We start from the raw sequence: 22,284 nt of genomic DNA, 5'->3' as shown, positions 1-22,284 counted from the left end.
TAGAATCGCCGTCTGACCCAGAGTGTGCACTTATGTCCCAAGAGTTGACTTCCGAACAGATCCAACAAGCCCTGCAGGGCATCAGCGTACCGGCCCAGCCGCAGATCATGGTGGATTTGCAGATGGAGCAGTACATGCCCGACCCGGATCTGGAAGTCATTGCCAAGCTGATATCCCAGGATCCGGGCCTTTCCGGTTCTCTGCTGAAGATCGTCAATTCGCCGTATTACGGGCTGAGCAACAAGATTGCCTCGATCCAGCGCGCGGTCAATCTGCTGGGCAGCCGCTCGGTCATCAACCTGATCAATGCGATGTCGATCAAGGGCGAGATGAATGACGACACCATTGTCACCCTGAACCGTTTCTGGGATACCGCTCAGGACGTGGCCATGACCTGCCTGACCCTGGCCAAGCGCATCGGCGTTGAAAATGGCGATGAAGCCTATGCCCTGGGCCTGTTCCACGACTGCGGCGTGCCCTTGATGCTCCAGCGTTTCCCCGACTACATGCGGGTTCTGGAGCAGGCCTATGCCAACGCCAGCGCCGAATGCCGGGTGGTGGACACGGAGAATCAGGTGTTCAATACCAATCACTCGGTGGTCGGCTATTACACGGCCAAGTCCTGGCGTCTGCCGGAACACGTGAGCGCGGCGATCGCCAATCACCACAATGCGTTGGCGGTATTCAGCGATGAGACTTCGCGCAACAGTTCGTTGAAGAACCTGTTGGCGATCCTGAAAATGGCCGAGCACATTTGCGCGTCGCATCGGGTGCTGGGCAATCAGGCCGAAGATCACGAGTGGAACAGCATCGCGCCGCTGGTGCTCGATTATGTCGGCCTATCGGACTACGACTTCGAGACCCTCAAGCAGACGATCCGCGACCTCGGCACTCATCGCTGAGTGTCGGACCTTTCCAGGCCATGCGCCTGATCCGAGAGCATCATGCCTGAATTGCCAGAAGTCGAAACCACCCGTCGGGGCATCGCGCCGTACCTGGAAGGCCAGCGCGTCAGCCGGGTGATCGTGCGTGATCGCCGTCTGCGCTGGCCTATCCCCGAGGACCTCGATGTGCGCCTGTCCGGCCAGCGCATCGTATTGGTGGAGCGGCGCGCCAAGTACCTGCTGATCAACGCCGAAGTCGGCACTTTGATCAGCCATTTGGGCATGTCAGGCAACTTGCGTCTGGTGGAGGCCGGGTTGCCGGCGGCCAAGCATGAGCATGTGGACATCGAACTGGAGTCGGGCCTGGCCCTGCGTTACACCGATCCGCGGCGCTTTGGCGCCATGCTCTGGAGCCTCGATCCGCTCAATCACGAATTGCTGATTCGCCTGGGGCCGGAACCGCTGACCGACCTGTTCGACGGCGAGCGCCTGTTCCAGCAGTCCCGTGGCCGTTCGATGGCGGTCAAGCCGTTCATCATGGATAACGCGGTGGTGGTGGGCGTCGGCAATATCTATGCGACCGAAGCGTTGTTCGCCGCTGGAATCGACCCGCGCCGCGAAGCCAAGAGCATTTCCCGTGCGCGGTATTTGAAACTGGCCATCGAGATCAAGCGCATCCTGGCGGCCGCCATCGAGCGCGGCGGTACCACGCTGCGGGACTTTATCGGGGGTGACGGTCAGCCTGGTTATTTCCAGCAGGAACTGTTCGTGTACGGCCGTGGTGGCGAACACTGCAAGGTCTGTGGCACGGGGCTGCGGGAAGTGAAGCTGGGGCAGCGCGCCAGTGTTTTTTGCCCGCGTTGTCAGAGCTGAAGGTCAGTTGGATCTTCAGTGAGGCTGATGACGCCTTCGCGAGCAGGCTCGCTCCCACAAGGGATTTGTGGGTGGCGCAGATTCAGTGTGGGAGCGAGCCTGCTCGCGAAGGCATTCTGAAGGTTGCCGAATGGCTTAAGCCTTACCGGTAATCTTGCGATATTTCTCCATCAACTGTTCTTCAGTCTCCGGATGGGCTTCGTCCAGTGGAATGCAATCCACCGGGCAGACCTGCTGGCACTGCGGTTCGTCGTAGTGGCCGACACACTGGGTGCACAGGTTCGGGTCGATCACGTAGATCTCTTCGCCCTGGGAAATGGCGGCGTTCGGGCACTCGGGTTCGCAGACGTCGCAGTTGATGCAATCGTCGGTGATGATCAGGGACATGCTAACTCCAGCCGGGGCGGCAGGCCCGGGCGCAATAAACCAATGGGTACAATTGTGCCGCATTGGCGCTGTGGGAGCGAGCCTGCTCGCGAAAAACCATCTGACACTGCGGTCTATCCGGTTTTACGCGTCAACGTTGACGTCCATCGCGAGCAGGCTCGCTCCCACAGTGGCGGGGGTTACTTCTTGAAGCGCTCGGTCAGGGCTTCCGCCACCGTAGGGTGTACGAACTTGGTGATATCGCCACCCAGGGCCGCAATTTCACGGACCAGCGTCGAGGAGATGAACGAATAACGCTCGGACGGGGTCAGGAACAGGCTTTCCACATCCGGCGCCAGTTGGCGGTTCATGTTGGCCAGCTGGAATTCGTATTCAAAGTCCGACACCGCGCGCAAACCACGCAGGAACACGTTGGCATTCTGCTCTTTGGCGAAATGCGCCAGCAGCGTCGAGAAACCGACGACTTCTACGTTCGGCAGATGTTTAGTAACCTCGCGCGCCAGTTCCACCCGTTGTTCCAGAGGAAACAGAGGGTTTTTCTTCGGGCTGGCGGCGACGGCGATGATCACGTGATCGAACAGGCGCGAGGCGCGTTCGACCAGATCGCCATGGCCCTTGGTAATAGGGTCGAAGGTACCTGGGTACAACACTCGGTTCATCGCGTCGTCCTGGCGGGAATCCGTTGGGGAGTCGGATGGTATCGCAGCCTTCCCGGTCGGCCAAGTCGCCTGTTGGGTAAGAAAGCACTATAGACGATGGGAATAATCGTCATTTTCATGGGTTTTTTAAACGCTCGGCCAGGGAAGTTGCCAGTTGTGCCGTCAGTCCGTAGACCGACAATTGCGGATTGGCGCCAATGCTGGTGGGGAACAGCGAGCCGTCGTGGATCGACAGATTGCCCAACTGATGATGCCGGCCGAGGCTGTCGGTCACCGCGTTTGCCGGGTCCTCACCCATTGCGCAGCCACCCATCACATGGGCACTGCCCAGGCGTGTGCGGTACAATTCCAGGCTCAGGCCGTCGATCAGCGTGCGGGCTTCAGCGAGGGTCTTCACGTAACGGGCGTCGGCGTGCATCGGCATGACGGCCTTGGCGCCACCGGCAAACTGGATCTCGGCCATGCTGTGGAATGCCCGGCGCAAGCCATCCCAGGCGTAAGGCGAGAGCTGGTAATCCAGCACCGGCGTGTCGTCGCTGCGCAATTCGACGCTGCCACCGGGGCTGTCCGGGTGAAAGCCGTCCCGCAGCAACGCCAGCATGGCGTGGGTATGGGGCAGATTGGCCATGTGTTGCGAATTCTCCTGACCGAAACCGCCAAGCAAGGTTGCGGCCAGCGCCGGATGCAATGGCGGAACCTCCAGCTTGAAGGACATCTTGCCCGTGGTGCCGTCCTGCCACTGGAAGTGGTCGGAATAGATCGACTGCGGCGCACCGTAGAACGGGTTGACGACTTCATCGAACAACGCGGCGGACATGTTCACCGGGTGCAGGAACGTACGTTTGCCCAAGCGCTTGTGCGGGTCGGGTGCCCCGGAGCGCATCAGCAAGGCCGGGCTGTTGATGCCGCCACCGGCCAGCACGAAATGCCGTGCCTTGACCGTGATGGTGCGCCCGGTCGGTGCGACGCAGCGTTCATCCATAGCCGAGCAGTGCAGGCCGGTGATTTTGTCGCCGCTGATCATGAGTTTTTCGGCGCGGGCCAGGTAAAGCAGCTCGCCGCCTTTTTCCAGGGTCGCCGGAATGGTGGTGACCATCATCGATTGCTTGGCATTGGTCGGGCAGCCCATGCCGCAGTAGCCGAGGTTCCAGCAGCCGCGAACGTTGCGCGGGATGACGTGCCAGCTGTATCCCAGTTCCTGGCAGCCCTTGCGTATCACATCGTTATTGGCGTTGGGCGGCACCATCCACGGCGCGACGCCCAGGCGCTGTTCCATTATCTCGAACCACGGCGCCATGTCCGCCGGGCTGTGACCCTTGACGTTGTGTTCTTTGGCCCAGTGTTCCAGGGTCGGCTCCGGGGTGCGGAAACTGGAGGTCCAGTTGATCAGCGTGGTGCCGCCCACCGCCCGGCCCTGGAGGATGGTGATTGCACCATCCTTGCTCATGCGGCCGATGCCTTCCTGATAGAGGCTGCTGTAGGCCTGGTCTTCAAGCAGCTTGAAGTCGCTGCTGGTCTTGAGCGGACCTTCCTCGATCAGCAGCACTTTGTAACCGGCCGCGCTGAGGATTTCGGCGGTGGTGCCGCCGCCGGCACCGCTGCCGATGATCGCCACGTCTGCTTCGAGTGTCAGGTCCTGGGTCAGTTGTGAGCCGTTGTAGGTTTTCCAGCCTCGGGCCATGCCTTCGCGAAACGGATCAGGTACGGGCATCTTTGATTCTCTTTTTATTGTTGGAGTAGACGGTGAAGCGGCTGACGCTATCGCGGGCAAGCCCGCTCCCACAGGGTCGAGTCGTTCACAAAAGGTGCGGCCACCTCAAACCTGTGGGAGCGTGGCTTGCCCGCGAAGGGGGCGACTCGGTATCAGACAGTGGGCGGCCCGGGATACCCGCAATGCGCCCACGATTCCTTGCGGCCGTACCAGGCCATCATCACCAGTTGCAGCAAAGAGCTGTGGCCCATGCGCAACAGGCTCAACGAGCTGTTTTCCCAACGATCGAGGAATTGCCGGATATCGTCGGCGCTGGCGTTTTCCCAGCTGCCCCAGATTCCGGTCAACGGTCCGCGGGTGACGGCCATGCCCAGCACATCGAACAGTTGGCGGGTCAGTTTGAGCATTTCCGGCGACAGATGCGCGAGGTTGTAATCCAGGCTTTCAAGTGTGCCTTCGACAGCCTCGGGCATCCGTTCGGAGGTCACGGCGCCATCGAGCATGACCGGAATCAACGCCCGCAAGAACAGCAGGTCGCCACTGCGCAGCGTGACGAAGCCACTGGCGGGGACGCTCGCCGAACACCCGCTGAGGCTTGCGCCCAATCCGGCAGTGGCGAGAAAGGCACTGGCGCCGAGGCTGAATTTAAGTAACCCGCGCCGTGACAGCGCGGGTGTATCGGACAGACTGGGATTCATTATTGTTATTACCCGGCGGTGATGATCGTTAGCGGATGAACAGCTTCTGGATCAGCTTCTGGATCGATTTGCCATACGGCGGATAAATCAGTTTCGCCGCGTTGAACCGCTGTTTGATCAAGACACCTTTGGCCTTGCTGAAGGTGAGGAAGCCTTCATGGCCATGGTAGTGACCCATGCCCGAGGCACCGATGCCGCCGAACGGCATGTCGTCCTGGGCGACATGCAACAGTGTGTCATTCAGGCACACGCCGCCGGAGTGGGTTTCGTGCAGCACACGCTGTTGTTCGCGTTTGTCGTAGCCGAAGTAATACAGCGCCAGTGGGCGCGGGCGTTGATTGATGTAGGCAAACGCCTGGTCCAGATCCTTGTACGGCACGATCGGCAGCAGCGGCCCGAATATTTCGTCCTGCATCACCGTCATCTCGTCAGTGACATTGAGCATCAGGCTATGGCTCATGCGGCGGCCCTGACCCTGGTCGAACAGCGGCATCAGCAGCGCCCCCTTGCTGGTGGCGTCGCTGATATAGCCGTTGAGGCGCGCCAGTTGTCGCTCATTGATGATTGCGGTGTAGTCCGGGTTGTCGGCCAGCGTCGGATAAAACCCGCGGACGGCAGAGCGGTAGGCTTCGACGAAACCTCCCACGCGATCCTCCGGCACCAGCACATAGTCCGGGGCCACGCAGGTCTGGCCGGCGTTCAGGGTTTTACCGAAGGCGATGCGCTCGGCGGCGTCCTTGAGCGGTACATCGCGGGAAACGATGGCCGGGGACTTGCCGCCCAGTTCGAGGGTCACCGGGGTCAGGTTTTCCGCAGCGGCGCGCATCACGTGTTTGCCGATGCTGGTGGCGCCGGTGAACAGCAGGTGATCGAACGGCAGGCGTGAAAACGCCACGCCAATGTCTGCCTCGCCAAGGACCACGCACACCAGGTCTTCGGGGAAGATGCGCGCCAGCAGTTGCTTCATCAGCAGGCCGGTCGCGGGGGTCGACTCACTGAGCTTGAGCATCACCCGGTTGCCCGCCGACAGCGCGCCGACCAACGGGCCGACGGCCAGGTACAGCGGGTAGTTCCACGGCACGATGACCCCGACCACGCCCAGCGGTTGGTAAACGACTTTGGCAGAGGCGGGCTGGAAAGCGACACCGACCTTGCGCCGCGAAGCTCGCATCCAGCCCTTGAGGTGTTTGCTGGCGTAATGGATGCCGTGCAGGCTGGGCATCAGTTCGGCGACCAGGGTTTCATCGGCGCTGCGATGGCTGAAGTCCTGGCTGATCGCATCGATCAAGGCCTGGCGTTCGCTGTTCAATAAATCCTTCAGGGCCTTGAGCCATTGCTGACGCTGCGCGGCGGGCGGCATCGGGTTGGCGGCGTAGGCGGCACGCTGGGCGTCGAACAGGGCCTGAAGCTCTTCCAGCGGCTGCTGTAGGTTTTGCAGGTAGGAAATGTCAGCAGTCATGGTCGGCTCCGGATTTATTGTAATAAGGTACTTTTTAGAGTCTATACTCTAGAAAGTCAAATAACATCCTGGAACAGCTTTGTTTTATCCGCTCGCGGATAGATCTAAGATGCCCGTCAACGCACTCTGAATTAAAGCTCAAGCCATGGCCCCACGGATCAAAACCAGCGAGCGCATCGTGCAGAACAGCCTGGAGCTGTTCAACCAGCAGGGCGAGCGCAGCATCAGTACCAACCACATTGCTGCCCATATGGAAATTTCCCCGGGCAATCTGTACTACCACTTCCCTAACAAGCAGGCGATTATCGCCGTGCTGTTCAGCGAGTACGAAAGCCTGGTGGACAGCTTCCTGCGCCCGCCCCAGGGGCGGGCCGCCACGGTGGAAGACAAACGCTTCTACCTCAAGGAGCTGCTGTCGGCGATGTGGCGCTACCGGTTTCTGCATCGCGATCTCGAACATTTGCTCGACAGCGACCCCGAGCTTGCCGACCGCTATCGACGCTTTTCCCAGCGCTGTCTGATCCAGGGTGGGGCGATCTATGAAGGTTTTGTCGCCGCCGGCATTTTGAAGATGGACAAGGTGCAGATCGAATCCCTGACCCTCAATGCCTGGATCATCCTCACGTCCTGGGTGCGCTTCCTGTGCACCACGCGGGAGAACTCCAGCCACTTGAGCGAACAGGCCATTAAACGCGGGGTTTATCAGGTGCTGGTGCTGGAAGCCGGGTTCGTCACGGATCAGTCCCGCGATGCGGTCAAGGCCTTGTTCGAAGAGTTTTACGTGCCCCTGGCCCAGGCGCTCGAGGAAGTGTCGTAGGATCGACGTCTGATAAAAATCACAGGAGCCCGTTATGCCCATTGCGCAACTGATCAGCCCGCAAGCACTGGACCTGAAAAAGGACCAGCCGGGGCTGGTGATTCTGGATTGTCGTTTTGCCCTTGAAGACCCGGTTTACGGTCAGCGCAGCTATGCCGAAGGGCACATCGCCGGTTCGAGCTACGCCGACCTCGAGCGTGATCTGAGTGGCGCGGTGGTCAAGGGTGTGACCGGGCGCCATCCTCTGCCCGAGCCGGCGCAACTGATCGAGCGCCTGCAGGCCTGGGGCATCAACGCCGACAGCGAGGTGGTTCTGTACGACGACGGCCCGGGTGCCTATGCGGCGCGGGCCTGGTGGTTGCTGGCCTGGTTGGGCAAGCGCGACGGTGTATTTATCCTCGATGGCGGCCTCAAGGCCTGGCACGCGGCCGGTTTACCGCTGAGCCTGGATGCGCCGGCGATCACTCGTGGTACCTTCACCGGCAGTCCTGACACGGCGTTGCTGATCAGTGCCGAACGGCTGCAGAAGCGCCTCTCCCGGCCGGAACTGACCCTGCTCGATGCCCGCGCACTGCCGCGTTTCAAGGGGGAGGTGGAACCGATCGATCCGATTGCCGGGCACATTCCTGGCGCTCAATGTGCGGCGTTTACCGACAACCTGGGTAGTGACGGGCGTTTTCTGCCGGCCGATCAGCTCAAGCAGCGCTTTGCCGCAAAACTGGGCGATCGTTCGCCGAAGGATCTGGTGGCGTACTGCGGTTCCGGCGTGACGGCGTGCCACAACCTGTTTGCGTTGTGTCTGGCGGGTTATCCGTTGGGTTCGTTGTATGCAGGCTCGTGGAGCGAGTGGATCAACGAGCCTGCGCGGGGCATTGCCACAGGCGAATAAACACACATCCCCTGTGGGAGCTGGCTTGCCAGCGATGGCGGTGGCACAGTCAACATCATCGTTGAATGTGATGGCCTCATCGCGAGCAAGCTCGCTCCCACAGGGGGCGTCGCTGTTTGTGAAATATCGTCAGGATTCGAATGACTGCCGAGCTGTGCGATACGCCCCCGGTCCAACCCCATACACCTGCTTGAACTGCCGGCTCAGATGGCTCTGGTCGGCAAACCCCAGTTGCGTCGCGACTTCCAGCGGCAGACAACCACTTTGTAATAACCCTCGTGCCCGGGCGATGCGCTGTTGCATCAGCCAGGTGTGCGGCGGCATGCCGGTGGCCCGGCGGAACACCCGGGCGAAATGGAAGGGCGAGAGGTTGACCGCCGCCGCCAGCGTCTCCAGTGAGGGCGGCGCTGCCAGTTGCGCGTGCAGCAATTCCTTGGCCAGGCTCACAGCCCGGTGTTCCTTGCCGGGTTTACCGGCATCGGGCACCGCCGCATGACGCTGCAACAGCGACAGCACCAGTTCGCGCCAGACCGTTTGTTGCTGCAAGGCGGTGGCGGGGCTTTCCAGCAAGCGATGGAGTTGGCAGAAGCCGTTCACCAGATCCTGGTCGCGATACAGTGTGGCGCCGAAGGCCGGCAGGTGGTGGGTCGGCAGTTCGAGTTCGGCCAGCAGCGAGGTTATCTGCCCGCTGTCCGGATAAAACGCCCGGTAAAGCCAGCCATCCTCGGTGCCTTTGTGGCCGGTGTGCAATTCATCGGGGTTGATCAGCACCAGCGTGCCGCTGCCCGCGAGGTGTTCGGCACCGCGATAGCGGTAACGCTGGGCGCCGGCCATGATCATGCCGATCACATAGCCGTCATGCACGTGCGGGGCAAAACGATGATCGATGTAGCGGGCGGACAATAACTCGACCCCGGTCAGGGGCGGGGTTTGCCAGAAGTGGATTGACTCGCCCTGGTCAGCGTCCATGATTCAAACGCGCCCGGTGAGGGCCAGCCACTCGGGGATGCGCCGTTCAAGGTAGTAACCCGGTTGCCTGAGCGTGCCGTCGACGAAGCCGACATGCCCGCCCTTGGCTTGCAGCTCGAATTGCGTGGATGCGGACAACTCATCGGCGTGCGGCAAGCTGTGGGGAAACACGAAGGGATCGTCGGCGGCCTGTATCATCAAGGTCGGCGTACGAATTTCGCCAAGGAAATAGCGACTTGATGCGCGGCGATAGTAATCCTCGGCATCGGCGAAGCCGTGCAGTGGCGCGGTGACGCGGCCATCGAAATCCCAGAACGTGCGCATGTTTTCCAGCGAGCCAAGCGCAGCTAATGCGGCCAGTCCATCCTCGCGTCCGTCGTGCTGGAACTGTCGCTGTTTGTTCTTGATGTAGGCGACCATCTCGCGCATGAAATGTGCCTGGTAAACCTTGGAGAAACCCTGGCCGATGCGGTCGGCGCACTGGTCCAGGCGGAACGGCACCGATACCGCCACGGCTGCCGCCACACCGCTGTCGCTGCCGGTTTCGCCCAGATGCTTGAGCAGGACATTGCCCCCCAGGGAGTAACCCACTGCATACAGGGGGGCGAGAGGTCGTTTGGCCCGCAAGTGTTTGATCGCTTCGGCCAGGTCTTCACTGGCACCGGAGTGGTAACTGCGTGGCAGCAGATTGGGTTCGCCAGAGCAACCGCGCCAGTTCAGCGCGACGCTGGCCCAACCCCGGTCACCCAGGGTTTTTTGCAAGCCAGCGACATAAGGTGAATTCGAGGACCCGGTGAGCCCGTGCAGCACCAGCACCAAGGGCGCGTCGACGCTGTGCGGACCGTGCCAGTCCAGATCGAGAAAGTCGCCATCTTCAAGCCACAGGCGTTCGCGCTCGCGGCCGATGTGCACGGTTTTACGCCACAGCGGCCCCCACAAGGTTTGCAAGTGCGGGTTACCGAGGCCGAAGGCTGGGGTGAAGCGTTCTGGCGGATGGGGCACGTTCTTTCTCGATGCAGCGGTGCGTAGCGGGTACGCACCTTTTTCAGGCCGGTCGATTAACCGGCGATCTCTGCCATACGTTGCCACAACGAGTAGTAGACGCGCCCGGATTTCTGTTCCCGGTGCAGGCGCCAGTTCTCCGGCAGGCCTAGGGTCGACGGCGCGGACTCGCTTTCGGTGTACACCCAGGCATCTTCGGCCAGCCATTGGCGCTCTTCGAGCAACTTGCAAACGGCGGGCAGCAGGTTCTGGTTGAACGGTGGGTCGAGGAACACCAGGTCGTAGGCCGTTGCGGTCTGGGTTTCCAGATATCGCAGGGCATCGGCGGTCTGGACCTGGCCGTTGGTGCACCGCAGGGTGCCCAGGTGCTCCTTCAGGCTGGACACCGCGATGCTGCTGGCGTCCAGCGCCTGGCCCATGGCCGCGCCGCGGGACAGGGCTTCGAGGAACAGCGCGCCGCTGCCGGTGAACGGGTCGAGCACCTTGGCGCCCGGCACGTAAGGCGCTAGCCAGTTGAACAGGGTTTCACGCACGCGGTCTGGCGTCGGGCGCAGGCCCGGGGCGTCGGGGAAGCTCAACTTACGGCTGCGCCATTCGCCACCGATGATGCGCAACTGGTTCACGCCGTTATGGACGTTTTTGGCGGGTTTCTTGGGACTGGCCATTAATGCTCCGGAACCCCGAGCGGCTGCTCGGAAGGTTTATCAGTAGGGGCCGGTAACGGCTTTTGCGGCACGGTCGGGCCAGCGCTGACGATGACCATTTTGTCTGTGCCCAGGTGTTTGTTCATGGCGGCTTTGACCTGTTCGACGGTCAAGGCCTGGGACTGTTGCATGAATTCTTCCAGGTGGCTCAACGGCAGGTTGTAGAAACCGATGGCGCCCAGTTGGCCGACAATATCGGCGTTGCTGGCGGTGGACAGCGGGAAGCTGCCGGCCAGTTCGCGCTTGGCGTCGTCGAGCTCCTTTTCGGTCGGGCCGGTTTCAAGGTAGTCGGCCAGGACGTCCTGCACCAGCTTCAGGGTGCCCTCGCTCATCTCGGCGCGGGTCTGCAGGTTGATCATGAACGGGCCGCGCACCTGCATCGGGGTGAAGCCCGAATACACGCCGTAAGTCAGGCCACGCTTCTCGCGCACTTCGCTCATCAACCGGGTGCCGAAACCGCCGCCACCGAGAATCTGGTTACCCATGGACAACGCCGCGTAGTCCGGATCGTCGCGATCGATGCCCAATTGCGCGAGCATCAGGTTGGTCTGCTTGGACGGGAACTCGATGTGGCCGATGCTCGCCTTCGGCTCAGTCGGCTGCGCGACTTTTGGCAGTGCCGGACCTTTGGGCAGGGCGGCGGAAACCTGTGCGGCAATCGTTTCGGCTTCGGCGCGGGACAGGTCGCCGACCAGCGCGATCACCACGTTACCCGCTGCGTAGGCTTTCTCGTGGAAAGCACGCAGCTGTGCCTGGGTGATCGCCGGTACGCTTTTCGCCGTGCCGTCGCTGGAATGCGCGTACGGGTGATCACCGTACAAGCGGCTCATCAGTTCCAGGCTCGCCAGTTTGCCGGGGTTCTGTTTCTGGTATTCGAAACCGGCGAGCATCTGGTTCTTGATGCGCAGCAGTGAGTCAGCCGGGAAGGTCGGCTTGCCGATGACTTCGGCGAACAGCTTCAGGGCCGGCTCGCGCTTGTCCTTGGCACTCAGGCTGCGCAGTGAAGCGATTGCCATGTCTTTGTAAGCACCGTTGCCGAAATCGGCGCCCAGGCCTTCGAAGCCCTGGGCAATGGCGCCGACGTCCTTGCCGGCCACGCCTTCGTTGAGCATGGCGTTGGTCAACAGCGCCAGGCCCGGTGCATCGCCGTCCTGGCTGCTGCCGGCGGCGAAGATCAGGCGCATGTCGAACATCGGCAGCTCATGGGCTTCGACGAACAGCACCTTGGTGCCTTCGGCCGTGTTCCAGGTCTGCACGTCCAGCTTGCGGTGGTCCGGCGCCTTGCCGTTGAGTTCGGTCAGCGATTGCAGTTTCTGGCTGGCCTTGGCTTTGTCCAGGGCTTCACTGGCACTGGTTTCGCCGGAGCGTGACAGATAGAACGCGGCAGAGCCGATAACGGCGGCAGCGATCAGCCCGATCAGGGCCAGGCGGGAGGGTTTACGCTCACTCATGAGTCGTCTCCAGAGGCAGTACATGGGCGACGCTGAGACGTTCGCGGGTGAAATACAGCTTGGCGGCTTTCTGGATATCTTCCGGAGTCACGCTTTCCAGGTCGGCCAGTTCGGTGTCCATCAGCCGCCATGACAGGCCGACGGTTTCCAGTTGGCCAATGGCGGTGGCCTGGCTGGTGATCGAGTCGCGCTCGTAGACCAGGCCGGCGATGACTTGTGCGCGAACCCGTTCTAGCTCTTCGGCCGTCGGCGCGGTGGTTTTCAACTGATCGAGTAGCTTCCACAATCCGGCTTCGGCCTGGGCGATGGTCTTGTGTTTCTGCGAATTTGGCGATGCCGACAGGGTGAACAGGCTGTCGCCACGGGTGTAGGCGTCGTAACTCGACGAGCCGCCGGACACCAGTTCTTCTCCGCGCTCCAGTTGCGTCGGGATGCGCCCGCTGTAGCCGCCATCGAGCAGCGCCGAGATCAGGCGCAGGGCATTGACCAAGCGTTTGTCTTCGGCGGTGGCAATGCTTGGCACGTTGAAGGCCAGCATCAGGCTGGGCAGTTGGGTTTGCACATGCAGGGTGATCTGGCGCTCGCCCGGTTCGGCCAGCTCCAGCGGCTTTTTCGCGGCCGGTACATCACGCTTGGCGATCGGACCGAAATAGCGTTGGGCCAGCGCCTTGACTTCGTCAGGCGTCACGTCGCCGACCACCACCAGCGTGGCGTTGTTCGGCACGTACCAGGTCTGGTACCAGTTGCGCAGTTCTTCGACCTTCATCCGCTCAAGATCGGCCATCCAGCCGATGGTCGGCGTGTGATAGCCACTGGCCGGGTAAGCCATGGCCTTGAAGCGCTCATAGGCCTTGGACATCGGCTTGTCGTCGGTGCGCAGACGACGTTCTTCCTTGATGACCTCGATTTCCTTGGCGAACTCGTCGGCCGGCAGGCGAAGGCTGGCCATGCGGTCGGCTTCCAGTTCGAAGGCTACGCCCAGGCGATCCCGGGCCAGTACCTGGTAGTACGCGGTGAAGTCGTCGCTGGTGAATGCGTTCTCTTCGGCGCCGAGGTCGCGCAGGATCAGCGAGGCTTCACCGGGGCCGACCTTCTCGCTGCCCTTGAACATCATGTGTTCCAGAGCGTGGGACAGGCCGGTATTGCCCGGCGTCTCATAGCTGGAGCCGACCTTGTACCAGACCTGGGAAACCACAACAGGCGCACGATGGTCTTCGCGCACGACCACCTTCAAGCCGTTATCGAGAGTGAATTCGTGGGTGGGTTGCGGGTCGGCAGCCAGGGCCGAAAGGGGCAGGCAAACTGTGCTGAGCAGCAGGCCTGCGGCGCGGCGGGCAAGAGCATTCATTCGTTTTCAAACCTTTGGGGCTGCCCGCTTGTTCTTAGCGTCAGCGGGCGAGAGGGTGCTAGGATACTGATCCGTTTTACTGGCGGCCACGCCTATCAGGCCTTTGATTGGCCTGCGGGTTGTATGGGTTACCGGCAGAAACTTTGAGTTTGTCAGCTAAACTCTGCGTTTTCGCCGACGATGCCGTTTCAGTCCTTCGTATTAGTCGACCTTTGAGGCGCCGTTGGCACCTCGACAAAATGTTGCGCGTGAACAAGCTGGGTCAATCACAGTCTGTTCTGCATCGATTATTTATTTGCCGGGGCGCCATTGGCGCGTCGCTACCGTGAGATAGCCGTCCTCCATGTTTGGTTCCAACGACGACAAGAAGACCCCAGCTGCGGCTGGCGAGAAGAAAAGCCTGTTCGGATGGCTGCGCAAAAAGCCGCAGGAACCCGTCGTCGAACAGCCACAAGCCATTCCTGAGCCAGCGCCGACGCCGGTCCCGGTAATAGATGAAGCGCCCGCGCCGGTTGTTCTGCCGGTTGCCGAGCCGTTGCTGCAACCCAAGGTTGAAGCCGCTCCCGAACCCGTAAGCAAAATTGTCACCGAGCGGCCGCTGGCCCCTACAGCCGAACCGTGGTTGACTCTGCCGGTAGCCGAAGAGCCCGTGGCATTGGTCGAAAATGACCTGGCCCCCCACGTGACCCCGCCGATTCCGGCCCCGGCAGCGTTTACGCCTGCACCGGTTCACGCGCCTGTGGTCGAAGCGATTGTTGAACCAGTCGTCGTGGCCGAGCCTGTTCCCGTTGTCAGCCAGGCAGAGGTTCCGGTATTCGTTGCTCCGGTTGCTCAAGCGCCGGCCCCCGCTCCGACGCCTGCGCCGATCACGACGCCCGTCGAAACCCCGGTAGAACCTGTACGCACCGAAGAAACCAAAGCCGGTTTCTTCGCCCGCCTCAAGCAGGGCCTGTCCAAGACCAGCGCCAGTATCGGCGAAGGCATGGCCAGCCTGTTCCTGGGCAAAAAGGTCATTGATGACGAACTGCTCGAGGACCTCGAAACCCGTTTGCTGACCGCCGACGTCGGTGTCGAAGCCACCTCGGTGATCATTCAGCGTCTGACGCAGAAGGTTGCGCGCAAGGAGCTGGCCGACGCCGATGCCCTGTACAAATCCCTGCAAGCCGAGCTGGCCGCGATGCTCAAGCCCGTCGAGCAGCCGCTGAAAATCACTTCGCAGAACAAGCCGTTCGTGATTCTGGTCGTCGGCGTCAACGGTGCCGGCAAGACCACCACCATCGGCAAGCTGGCGAAGAAACTGCAGCTGGAAGGCAAGAAAGTCATGCTCGCCGCCGGCGACACCTTCCGCGCCGCGGCGGTAGAGCAGTTGCAGGTCTGGGGCGAGCGCAACAAGATCCCGGTGATCGCCCAGCATACTGGCGCCGACTCGGCCTCGGTGATCTTCGATGCCGTGCAGGCCGCCAAGGCTCGCGGCATCGATGTGTTGATCGCCGACACCGCCGGCCGCCTGCACACCAAAGACAACCTGATGGAAGAGCTGAAAAAGGTTCGCCGCGTCATCGGCAAGCTCGACGCCGACGCACCTCACGAAGTGCTCCTGGTGCTTGACGCCGGCACGGGCCAGAACGCCATCAACCAGGCCAAACAATTCAACCAGACCGTCGAACTGACCGGCCTGGCGCTGACCAAGCTCGACGGCACCGCCAAAGGCGGGGTGATTTTCGCCCTGGCCAAGCAATTCGGCCTGCCGATCCGCTACATCGGCGTTGGCGAAGGCATCGACGATTTGCGTACCTTTGAAGCAGAACCCTTTGTCCAGGCATTGTTTGCCGAGCGGGAGCGTTCATGATTCGTTTCGAACAGGTCGGTAAGCGCTACCCGAACGGTCACGTCGGCTTGCATGAGCTGAGCTTTCGAGTCCGTCGTGGCGAGTTTCTGTTTGTCACCGGCCATTCCGGCGCCGGTAAAAGCACCTTGTTGCGGCTGTTGCTGGCCATGGAGCGTCCGACCAGCGGCAAATTGCTGCTCGCCGGGCAAGACCTGAGCACCATCAGCAACGCACAGATTCCTTTCCTGCGTCGGCAGATCGGTGTGGTATTCCAGAATCACCAGTTGTTGTTCGATCGCACGGTGTTCAATAACGTCGCATTGCCTTTGCAGATCCTCGGGCTGTCCAAGGCCGAGATCGCCAAGCGCGTGGACTCGGCACTGGAGCGTGTGGCGCTGTCGGATAAAACCGATCTGTACCCGGGCGACCTGTCCACCGGTCAGCAGCAGCGCGTCGGCATCGCCCGCGCCATCGTCCATCGCCCGGCTTTGCTGCTGGCGGATGAGCCGACCGGTAACCTCGACCCGCGTCTGGCCGCCGAGATCATGGGTGTGTTCGAAGACATCAATCGCCTGGGCACCAGCGTGCTGATCGCCAGTCACGACCTGGCCCTGATCGCCCGCATGCGCCATCGCATGCTGACGCTGCAACGCGGTCGATTGATCGGTGACGGGGAGGCCGCGGTATGAGTGCAACACGTAGCCCCAAGGTTTCCGAGCGCGTGGCCCCGAAAGCCGCCGATCCGCAGCCGCAAAAGAAAAAACACGACGATGACGACGGGCCGGACTTCGCCACGTTGTTCCGCGCCTGGATCGAAAGCCATCGCGCCAGCATGGTCGACAGCCTGCGTCGCCTGGGCAAGCAGCCTATCGGCAGTTTTTTCACCTGCATGGTGATGGCGGTGGCCCTGAGCTTGCCCATGGGGCTGTCACTTTTGCTAAGTAACGTCGAGCGTCTGGGGGGTTCCTGGCAGCGTGCGGCGCAGATTTCCCTGTATCTGGACCTTGAGGCCAAGCCGGCCGAAGGTGAATCGCTGCGCGATCAGATCAAGGGCATGCCGGGCGTCGCCGACGCCGAATACGTTGGCCGGGATCAGGCGCTGGAAGAGTTCCAGCAACAGTCGGGGCTGGGCGAGGCGCTCAAGGAATTGCCGGAGAACCCGCTGCCGGGCGTGGTCCTGGTGACGCCGAACGAGGTCGACAAGCCGGCCCTTGAAGCATTAAGACAAAAACTATCCGAGCTGCCGAAGGTACAGCAGGCGCAACTTGATTTAGTCTGGGTCGAGCGTCTGGCAGCCATCCTCAAGCTGGGTGACCGTTTTGTCTTCGGTCTGACCGTGCTTCTGGTTTCTGCATTACTTTTGGTGATAGGCAATACCATTCGTCTTCATATTGAAAACCGCCGCACAGAGATAGAAGTGATTAAACTGGTTGGCGGCACTGACAGCTATGTGCGCAGGCCCTTCCTGTACATGGGGGCGCTGTATGGCTTCGGTGCGGGGATTCTGTCCTGGGGCGTGCTTGCGTTCGGCCTTGATTGGCTGAACGACGCGGTGGTAGGGCTGGCCGGTCTGTACGGTAGTGATTTTGCGCTGGCTGGAGTGCCAGTTGCCGACGGTCTGTCTCTCTTGCTTGGCGCGGTGCTGTTGGGGTATATCGGTGCATGGATTGCAGTCGCACGCCACCTGAGGGAGCTTGCGCCTAAGTAGTATCATTTTGCTCGTATTGACCTTTCAGCGTTTATGGGTTTTAGGGAACTTGTCTTTCGGTTTCCGGTCAATTTTCGCAGTGCTGAACTGCACGAGTTTGTAAGTCGGAGGTTTTTTCGTATGACCAATTCTTTGCAACCTGCATATGCTCTGGTCCCGGGTGCGAACCTGGAGGCCTATGTGCACACCGTTAACAGCATTCCATTGCTGTCGCCGGAGCAGGAGCGTGAACTGGCCGAGAGTCTCTATTATGAGCAGGATTTGGGGGCGGCTCGGCAGATGGTGCTCGCCCACCTGCGTTTTGTCGTACATATCGCCCGTAGCTATTCCGGCTACGGCCTGGCCCAGGCTGACCTGATCCAGGAAGGCAACGTCGGCCTGATGAAGGCCGTGAAGCGCTTCAACCCGGAAATGGGCGTGCGCCTGGTGTCCTTTGCGGTGCACTGGATCAAGGCGGAAATCCACGAGTTCATCCTGCGCAACTGGCGCATCGTGAAAGTCGCGACCACCAAGGCCCAGCGCAAGCTGTTCTTCAACCTGCGCAGCCAGAAAAAACGCCTGGCCTGGTTGAACAACGAGGAAGTTCATCGCGTCGCTGAAAGCCTGGGTGTAGAGCCTCGGGAAGTGCGTGAGATGGAAAGCCGCCTGACCGGCCATGACATGGCCTTCGACCCGGCTGCCGAAGCGGACGACGACAGTGCTTTCCAGTCGCCGGCCAACTATCTGGAAGACCACCGGTACGACCCGGCGCGTCAACTGGAAGACGCCGACTGGAGTGACAACTCCAACCACAACCTGCACGAAGCGCTGGAAGTGCTGGACGACCGTAGCCGTGACATTCTCTACCAGCGCTGGCTGGCGGAAGAAAAAGCCACGCTGCACGACCTGGCGCAGAAGTACAACGTGTCGGCCGAGCGTATTCGCCAGCTCGAGAAGAGCGCGATGAACAAGCTCAAGTTGTCGATCGCTGCGTAACTGGCGGGCAGGCAGTAAAATGTATGGTCAGCCCGTCTCCTGCAACCTCTTTGGCTGTTTTCGGTAAAGCTGGCTTGCGCTAATGTATTCGGGCTCGTTGTGAGCGTTGCTGTAACAACGCTCGGCCCTCGATGAGTAGCCGCTCCCGACTGTCCTGAAAAAACCGTCAGCCTCTAAAGCTGATTTTTGTGCCAGGTTCTCAGTCGGGCCATATGCCGTTTACTGTCATCAGTCAGTGACGTCGCAAAAGCCGGTGGTAAAGCTGTAGGTTCAAACGTTCGGATGTGGGGCGTACTGGCCGCCTTTGGCCAGTACCGCCCACACGATTCGCGCCAGTTTGTTCGCCAGCGCGCAGGCGACAACATTGGCGTGTCGACGCGTTAGCAGTTCTCGAACCCAAGGCCCAAGGGCATCTTCCCGCTTATCGATATGCTGCATGAGGGCCCGCGCGCCCTGCACCAGCAGTTGGCGTATGTGCTTGTCGCCACGTTTGCTGATCCCCTGCAGCACCGTCTTGCCACCCGTTGAGTACTGTTTCGGCACCAGCCCTAGTGAAGCGGCAAAATCACGACCACTTCGATAGTTCGACGCATCGCCCACATCGGCCAATACCGCGCTGGCGGTGATGGGACCAATACCTGGAATACTCTGCAGACGACTCCCGGCATCATCTTCTTTCAACTGCTGTTTCAGGTCGGACTCGATGTCCTTGATTTCATCATTGAGCTGTTGAATTTGACGATGAAGACGCATCACCACACCCTTCAGGCGTACTGGAACGGGGTGTTGTGGATCGTCCAGCAGCGCTGGCACGCGGTGCAACGCAGTGACTCCAATAGGCAGGCTGATCCCGAACTCCAGCAGAAAGCCATGAATCTGGTTGGTCGCCACTGTGCGATGGCCAATCAATGATTCACGGACCCGATGCAGGGCTGAAAGCGTTTGCTGCTCTGCGGTTTTGATCGAGCAGAAGCGCATGGCGGGGCGGCTCGCCGCCTCGCAAATCGCTTCGGCATCAATGAAGTCGTTTTTGTTGCCTTTGACGAATGGTTTGACGTACTGCGGGGCGATCAGCTTCACCTCGTGGCCCAACGCACCGATCTGTCGAGCCAGCCAGTGGGCGCCGCCGCACGACTCCATCACCACCGTGCAGGCCGGTAGCTGGGCCAATGTACTGAGCAATTGGCCGCGGTTGGTTTTTTTGCGCAAGACCTGGTGGCCTTTAGAGTCCTGGCCATGCAAGTGGAAACTGTGTTTGCCGATGTCGATACCGAGAAGCGTCATCGTGTTCATGAGAGATCCTCCGGCCGAAAACGAGAAAAGCCCTGCAAGCGTAAACCTGCAGGGCTTCTCGGTCAGGCTGACCATCTCATTAAACCGAGCAGTGATCCTGTGGGAGCGAGCTTGCTCGCGATGAGGTCCGAACATTCAATACATAAGTTGAATGCCAGGCCGTCATCGCGGGCAAGCCCGCTCCCACAGTGGTTTTCAGGGCCTGAAGAATTGTGATCGGTTATTGGGACCAAGGTGCCCGACGCGAATCGTTCAGGCCCACCAGGTAGCTATCCCCGCCCAATTGGCTCATCTGTTGTCGAATCCAACCCGCTCGCCGCGATACGTATGAAGTCGGATGGCTTGCGCTCCAGACCCGCGGGTTTGGCAGTACGGCGGCCAGCAAGCTCGATTGCTGTCGGCTGAGGTTTTTCGCGCTGGTCCCAAAATGATGCCGTGCCGCAGCCTCTGCGCCAAACACCCCGTCATCCCACTCAACGCTATTCAGGTACACCTCAAGAATTCGCTGCTTTGGCCAGAACACTTCGATCAGCCCGGTGAACCAGGCTTCCAGGCCTTTGCGCAGCCAGCTGCGGCCAGACCACAGGAACAGGTTTTTCGAGACTTGCTGGCTGAGTGTGCTGGCGCCACGGATCGAACCGCCGCGCTCGTTATGGGCAAACGCCGCCTGAATCGCGCCGATATCGAAGCCCCAGTGCTCCGGGAATTTCTGGTCTTCGCCGGCAATGACCGCGACTTTCAAGTCGTCGGAGATCTCGTCCCAGGGTTTCCAGGTCCGTTGCAGGTCGATGGGTTCGCCGTCAAACCAGGATTCGATCTTGCGCTCGACCATCAGCGTCGTCCCCGGAGGTGGCACCACGCGAAAGATCAGCACCAGCAATACGCTGCCACCCATGAACCAGAGCACGGCCTTGGAGAAATGATGGAAATAGATACGCAGCATAGAGATGGCTTGGCCGAACCCGTTGAGCGGGCCATTATACAGACCCTTTGGATCGAAACTGACTGGAGTTCTGCATGCTGCGTGGCTTTCTGATGCTGGCCGCTTTTTTCGGCTTCACCGGTGTCGGCCTCGGGGCCTTTGCCGCCCATGGCCTGAAGAACCGCCTGAGCGCCGAGTACCTGGCGATCTTTCACACCGGCGTCACCTATCAACTGGTGCACGCCCTGGCGTTGCTCGGTATCGCAGCGCTGGCCACGCAGGTTCCCGGTCGTTTGGTCACCTGGGCCGGCGCATCGTTTGCCGTCGGAATCCTGCTGTTTTCCGGCAGTCTTTACGTGCTGACGCTGACGGGTATCAGCAAGCTCGGCATCATCACGCCTTTCGGCGGTCTTGCGTTCCTCGTGGGCTGGTTCTGCCTGGGACTCGCCGCCTGGCGCCTGTAGGAGCGAGCTTGCTCGCGATGGACGTCAACGATAACGCGTGCTGACTGATTTAACGCATTGCCCTGGCGTTTTTCGCGAGCAAGCTCGCTCCTACAAGGTCCATAACGACGAATGGCTTGGGTCGGCCTGACTGATCGGGCTAGAATGCCTGCCCCAAAAAATGATGGCGGCATCCGGCATGCGCATTCAGTTGAACGGCGAATCCTTTGAACTGCCCGACGGTGAAACCGTTGCGGCCCTGCTGACCCGTCTGGACCTGACCGGACGCCGGGTGGCGGTCGAACTCAATCTGGATATCGTCCCGCGCAGTCAGCATGCAGACACCACGTTGAACGACGGTGACAACGTCGAAGTGGTGCACGCCATCGGCGGCGGCTAGTAGTCTCGGCCGAGTGGCCACAGAATTCTGCAAGTACCTCACCCCTACAGAGGATTTCCCATGAGCATCGTTCGCAGCGACAAGCCTTTCGTCCTGGCCGGTCGTACTTACCAGTCGCGTTTGCTGGTCGGTACCGGCAAGTACCGTGACATGGAAGAAACCCGCCTGGCCATCGAAGCCTCGGGTGCCGAGATCGTCACCTTCGCCGTGCGCCGCACCAACCTCGGTCAGATCGAGGGCGAGCCGAACCTGCTCGAAGTGCTGTCGCCGGATCGCTACACCTTCCTGCCGAACACCGCCGGTTGCTACGACGCCATCGAAGCCGTGCGCACCTGCCGCCTGGCCCGTGAGCTGCTCGATGGCCACAATCTGGTGAAGCTGGAAGTGCTGGCCGATCAGAAAACCCTGTTCCCCAACGTGATCGAAACCCTCAAGGCCGCAGAAACGCTGGTCAAGGAAGGCTTCGACGTGATGGTCTACACCAGCGATGACCCGATCATCGCCCGGCAACTGGCGGAAATCGGTTGCATCGCGGTGATGCCACTGGCCGGTCTGATCGGATCGGGTCTGGGTATCTGCAATCCGTACAACCTGCAGATCATCCTCGAAGAAGCCAAAATCCCGGTGCTGGTGGATGCCGGCGTCGGTACCGCTTCCGACGCCACCATCGCCATGGAGCTGGGGTGTGATGCGGTGCTGATGAACTCGGCCATTGCCCACGCCCAGCAGCCGGTCATGATGGCTGAAGCCATGAAACATGCGATCGTCGCAGGCCGCCTGGCTTACCTCGCCGGCCGTATGCCGAAAAAACTCTATGCCAGCGCCTCTTCGCCGCTGGATGGTCTGATCAAGTAAGAGCCATTG

23 protein-coding genes are annotated in these 22,284 nt (G+C 60.8%); 11 read left to right on the top strand and 12 right to left on the bottom strand.

The genetic code is table 11. The features are described from left to right. Nucleotides 1-32: 32 nt before the first annotated feature. Both PPUTUW4_RS26135 and mutM read left to right on the top strand, forming a co-directional pair. A complete protein-coding gene (locus PPUTUW4_RS26135) occupies nt 33-902 on the top strand; it encodes an HDOD domain-containing protein (RefSeq protein WP_015097229.1) in 870 nt (289 codons plus the stop codon). A gap of 42 nt (nt 903-944) precedes the next feature. After that, nucleotides 945-1,757: a bifunctional DNA-formamidopyrimidine glycosylase/DNA-(apurinic or apyrimidinic site) lyase gene (gene mutM / locus PPUTUW4_RS26130; protein ID WP_015097228.1), complete on the top strand. Its 813-nt coding sequence runs from the start codon at nt 945-947 to the stop codon at nt 1,755-1,757. 135 nt (nt 1,758-1,892) lie between these two features. Here the strand turns inward: mutM and PPUTUW4_RS26125 are convergent, their stop codons facing one another. The 5 genes from PPUTUW4_RS26125 to PPUTUW4_RS26105 all read right to left on the bottom strand — a co-directional run bounded on the left by PPUTUW4_RS26125 (nt 1,893) and on the right by PPUTUW4_RS26105 (nt 6,671). After that, nucleotides 1,893-2,144 carry a YfhL family 4Fe-4S dicluster ferredoxin gene (locus PPUTUW4_RS26125; RefSeq protein WP_003195146.1) on the bottom strand — a complete coding sequence of 84 codons (252 nt, stop codon included), beginning with the start codon at nt 2,142-2,144 and terminating at the stop codon, nt 1,893-1,895. Between the two features lie 179 nt (nt 2,145-2,323). Beyond that, nucleotides 2,324-2,803 carry a pantetheine-phosphate adenylyltransferase gene (gene coaD / locus PPUTUW4_RS26120; RefSeq protein WP_015097227.1) on the bottom strand — a complete coding sequence of 160 codons (480 nt, stop codon included), beginning with the start codon at nt 2,801-2,803 and terminating at the stop codon, nt 2,324-2,326. A gap of 115 nt (nt 2,804-2,918) precedes the next feature. Continuing rightward, the gene (locus PPUTUW4_RS26115; RefSeq protein ID WP_015097226.1) at nt 2,919-4,514 is read right to left on the bottom strand and encodes a GMC family oxidoreductase; all 1,596 of its coding nucleotides are present in this window, start codon (nt 4,512-4,514) and stop codon (nt 2,919-2,921) included. Nucleotides 4,515-4,666: 152 nt separating this feature from the next. Beyond that, nucleotides 4,667-5,212, bottom strand: coding sequence for a hypothetical protein (locus PPUTUW4_RS26110; RefSeq protein WP_015097225.1), 546 nt, complete (start codon nt 5,210-5,212; stop codon nt 4,667-4,669). 28 nt (nt 5,213-5,240) lie between these two features. Beyond that, nucleotides 5,241-6,671, bottom strand: coding sequence for a coniferyl aldehyde dehydrogenase (locus PPUTUW4_RS26105; RefSeq protein WP_015097224.1), 1,431 nt, complete (start codon nt 6,669-6,671; stop codon nt 5,241-5,243). A 145-nt stretch (nt 6,672-6,816) separates the two neighbouring features. Between PPUTUW4_RS26105 and PPUTUW4_RS26100 the strand changes: the two genes are divergently transcribed. Next, nucleotides 6,817-7,488: a TetR/AcrR family transcriptional regulator gene (locus PPUTUW4_RS26100; RefSeq protein ID WP_015097223.1), complete on the top strand. Its 672-nt coding sequence runs from the start codon at nt 6,817-6,819 to the stop codon at nt 7,486-7,488. 34 nt (nt 7,489-7,522) lie between these two features. Next, nucleotides 7,523-8,377, top strand: a complete 855-nt coding sequence (locus PPUTUW4_RS26095; RefSeq protein ID WP_015097222.1) for a sulfurtransferase — start codon at nt 7,523-7,525, stop codon at nt 8,375-8,377. 129 nt (nt 8,378-8,506) lie between these two features. On the opposite strand, the gene PPUTUW4_RS26090 is transcribed toward PPUTUW4_RS26095, so the two are convergent. The 5 genes from PPUTUW4_RS26090 to PPUTUW4_RS26070 are packed head-to-tail and all read right to left on the bottom strand — an operon-like array spanning nt 8,507 to nt 13,851. Further along, the gene (locus tag PPUTUW4_RS26090) at nt 8,507-9,346 is read right to left on the bottom strand and encodes an AraC family transcriptional regulator (protein WP_015097221.1); all 840 of its coding nucleotides are present in this window, start codon (nt 9,344-9,346) and stop codon (nt 8,507-8,509) included. A gap of 3 nt (nt 9,347-9,349) precedes the next feature. After that, nucleotides 9,350-10,348: a hydrolase gene (locus PPUTUW4_RS26085; RefSeq protein ID WP_015097220.1), complete on the bottom strand. Its 999-nt coding sequence runs from the start codon at nt 10,346-10,348 to the stop codon at nt 9,350-9,352. Between the two features lie 56 nt (nt 10,349-10,404). Then, the gene (gene rsmD / locus PPUTUW4_RS26080; RefSeq protein WP_015097219.1) at nt 10,405-11,013 is read right to left on the bottom strand and encodes a 16S rRNA (guanine(966)-N(2))-methyltransferase RsmD; all 609 of its coding nucleotides are present in this window, start codon (nt 11,011-11,013) and stop codon (nt 10,405-10,407) included. Next, the gene (locus PPUTUW4_RS26075; RefSeq protein ID WP_015097218.1) at nt 11,013-12,503 is read right to left on the bottom strand and encodes a pitrilysin family protein; all 1,491 of its coding nucleotides are present in this window, start codon (nt 12,501-12,503) and stop codon (nt 11,013-11,015) included. The genes rsmD and PPUTUW4_RS26075 overlap by 1 nt, the downstream gene beginning before the upstream one ends. Further along, nucleotides 12,496-13,851 carry a pitrilysin family protein gene (locus tag PPUTUW4_RS26070; RefSeq protein ID WP_015097217.1) on the bottom strand — a complete coding sequence of 452 codons (1,356 nt, stop codon included), beginning with the start codon at nt 13,849-13,851 and terminating at the stop codon, nt 12,496-12,498. Before PPUTUW4_RS26070 ends, PPUTUW4_RS26075 begins: the two co-directional genes overlap by 8 nt. Nucleotides 13,852-14,194: 343 nt before the next feature. Between PPUTUW4_RS26070 and ftsY the strand changes: the two genes are divergently transcribed. The 4 genes from ftsY (at nt 14,195) to rpoH (ending at nt 18,362) form a co-directional block, all read left to right on the top strand. Beyond that, a complete protein-coding gene (ftsY, locus tag PPUTUW4_RS26065; protein WP_015097216.1) occupies nt 14,195-15,700 on the top strand; it encodes a signal recognition particle-docking protein FtsY in 1,506 nt (501 codons plus the stop codon). Continuing rightward, nucleotides 15,697-16,368, top strand: coding sequence for a cell division ATP-binding protein FtsE (gene ftsE, locus PPUTUW4_RS26060; protein WP_007975383.1), 672 nt, complete (start codon nt 15,697-15,699; stop codon nt 16,366-16,368). The genes ftsY and ftsE overlap by 4 nt, the downstream gene beginning before the upstream one ends. Continuing rightward, complete coding sequence (gene ftsX / locus PPUTUW4_RS26055) at nt 16,365-17,387, top strand: permease-like cell division protein FtsX (RefSeq protein ID WP_007975385.1); 1,023 nt, start codon at nt 16,365-16,367, stop codon at nt 17,385-17,387. The genes ftsE and ftsX overlap by 4 nt, the downstream gene beginning before the upstream one ends. 120 nt (nt 17,388-17,507) lie before the next feature. After that, nucleotides 17,508-18,362, top strand: coding sequence for an RNA polymerase sigma factor RpoH (rpoH, locus tag PPUTUW4_RS26050; protein ID WP_007975386.1), 855 nt, complete (start codon nt 17,508-17,510; stop codon nt 18,360-18,362). A 270-nt stretch (nt 18,363-18,632) separates the two neighbouring features. On the opposite strand, the gene PPUTUW4_RS26045 is transcribed toward rpoH, so the two are convergent. Then, nucleotides 18,633-19,655: an IS110 family transposase gene (locus tag PPUTUW4_RS26045; RefSeq protein WP_015093890.1), complete on the bottom strand. Its 1,023-nt coding sequence runs from the start codon at nt 19,653-19,655 to the stop codon at nt 18,633-18,635. Nucleotides 19,656-19,875: 220 nt separating this feature from the next. Next, nucleotides 19,876-20,598: a monofunctional biosynthetic peptidoglycan transglycosylase gene (mtgA, locus tag PPUTUW4_RS26040; protein ID WP_015097215.1), complete on the bottom strand. Its 723-nt coding sequence runs from the start codon at nt 20,596-20,598 to the stop codon at nt 19,876-19,878. Between the two features lie 74 nt (nt 20,599-20,672). Here mtgA and PPUTUW4_RS26035 point away from each other — a divergent pair, with 74 nt between their 5' ends. The 3 genes from PPUTUW4_RS26035 (at nt 20,673) to PPUTUW4_RS26025 (ending at nt 22,275) form a co-directional block, all read left to right on the top strand. Continuing rightward, the gene (locus PPUTUW4_RS26035) at nt 20,673-21,041 is read left to right on the top strand and encodes a DUF423 domain-containing protein (RefSeq protein WP_015097214.1); all 369 of its coding nucleotides are present in this window, start codon (nt 20,673-20,675) and stop codon (nt 21,039-21,041) included. A gap of 178 nt (nt 21,042-21,219) precedes the next feature. Beyond that, nucleotides 21,220-21,420 (top strand): sulfur carrier protein ThiS, encoded by a 201-nt coding sequence (gene thiS, locus PPUTUW4_RS26030; RefSeq protein WP_007953386.1) that lies wholly within the window; start codon nt 21,220-21,222, stop codon nt 21,418-21,420. A 60-nt stretch (nt 21,421-21,480) separates the two neighbouring features. After that, nucleotides 21,481-22,275, top strand: coding sequence for a thiazole synthase (locus tag PPUTUW4_RS26025; protein ID WP_007975390.1), 795 nt, complete (start codon nt 21,481-21,483; stop codon nt 22,273-22,275). Nucleotides 22,276-22,284: the final 9 nt, after the last annotated feature.

The sequence above is a fragment of the Pseudomonas sp. UW4 genome (assembly GCF_000316175.1).
Taxonomy (GTDB): domain Bacteria; phylum Pseudomonadota; class Gammaproteobacteria; order Pseudomonadales; family Pseudomonadaceae; genus Aquipseudomonas; species Aquipseudomonas laurylsulfatiphila.
The sequence above is the reverse complement of the archived record's forward strand: the minus strand, read 5'-3'. Positions and strand labels throughout refer to the sequence as shown.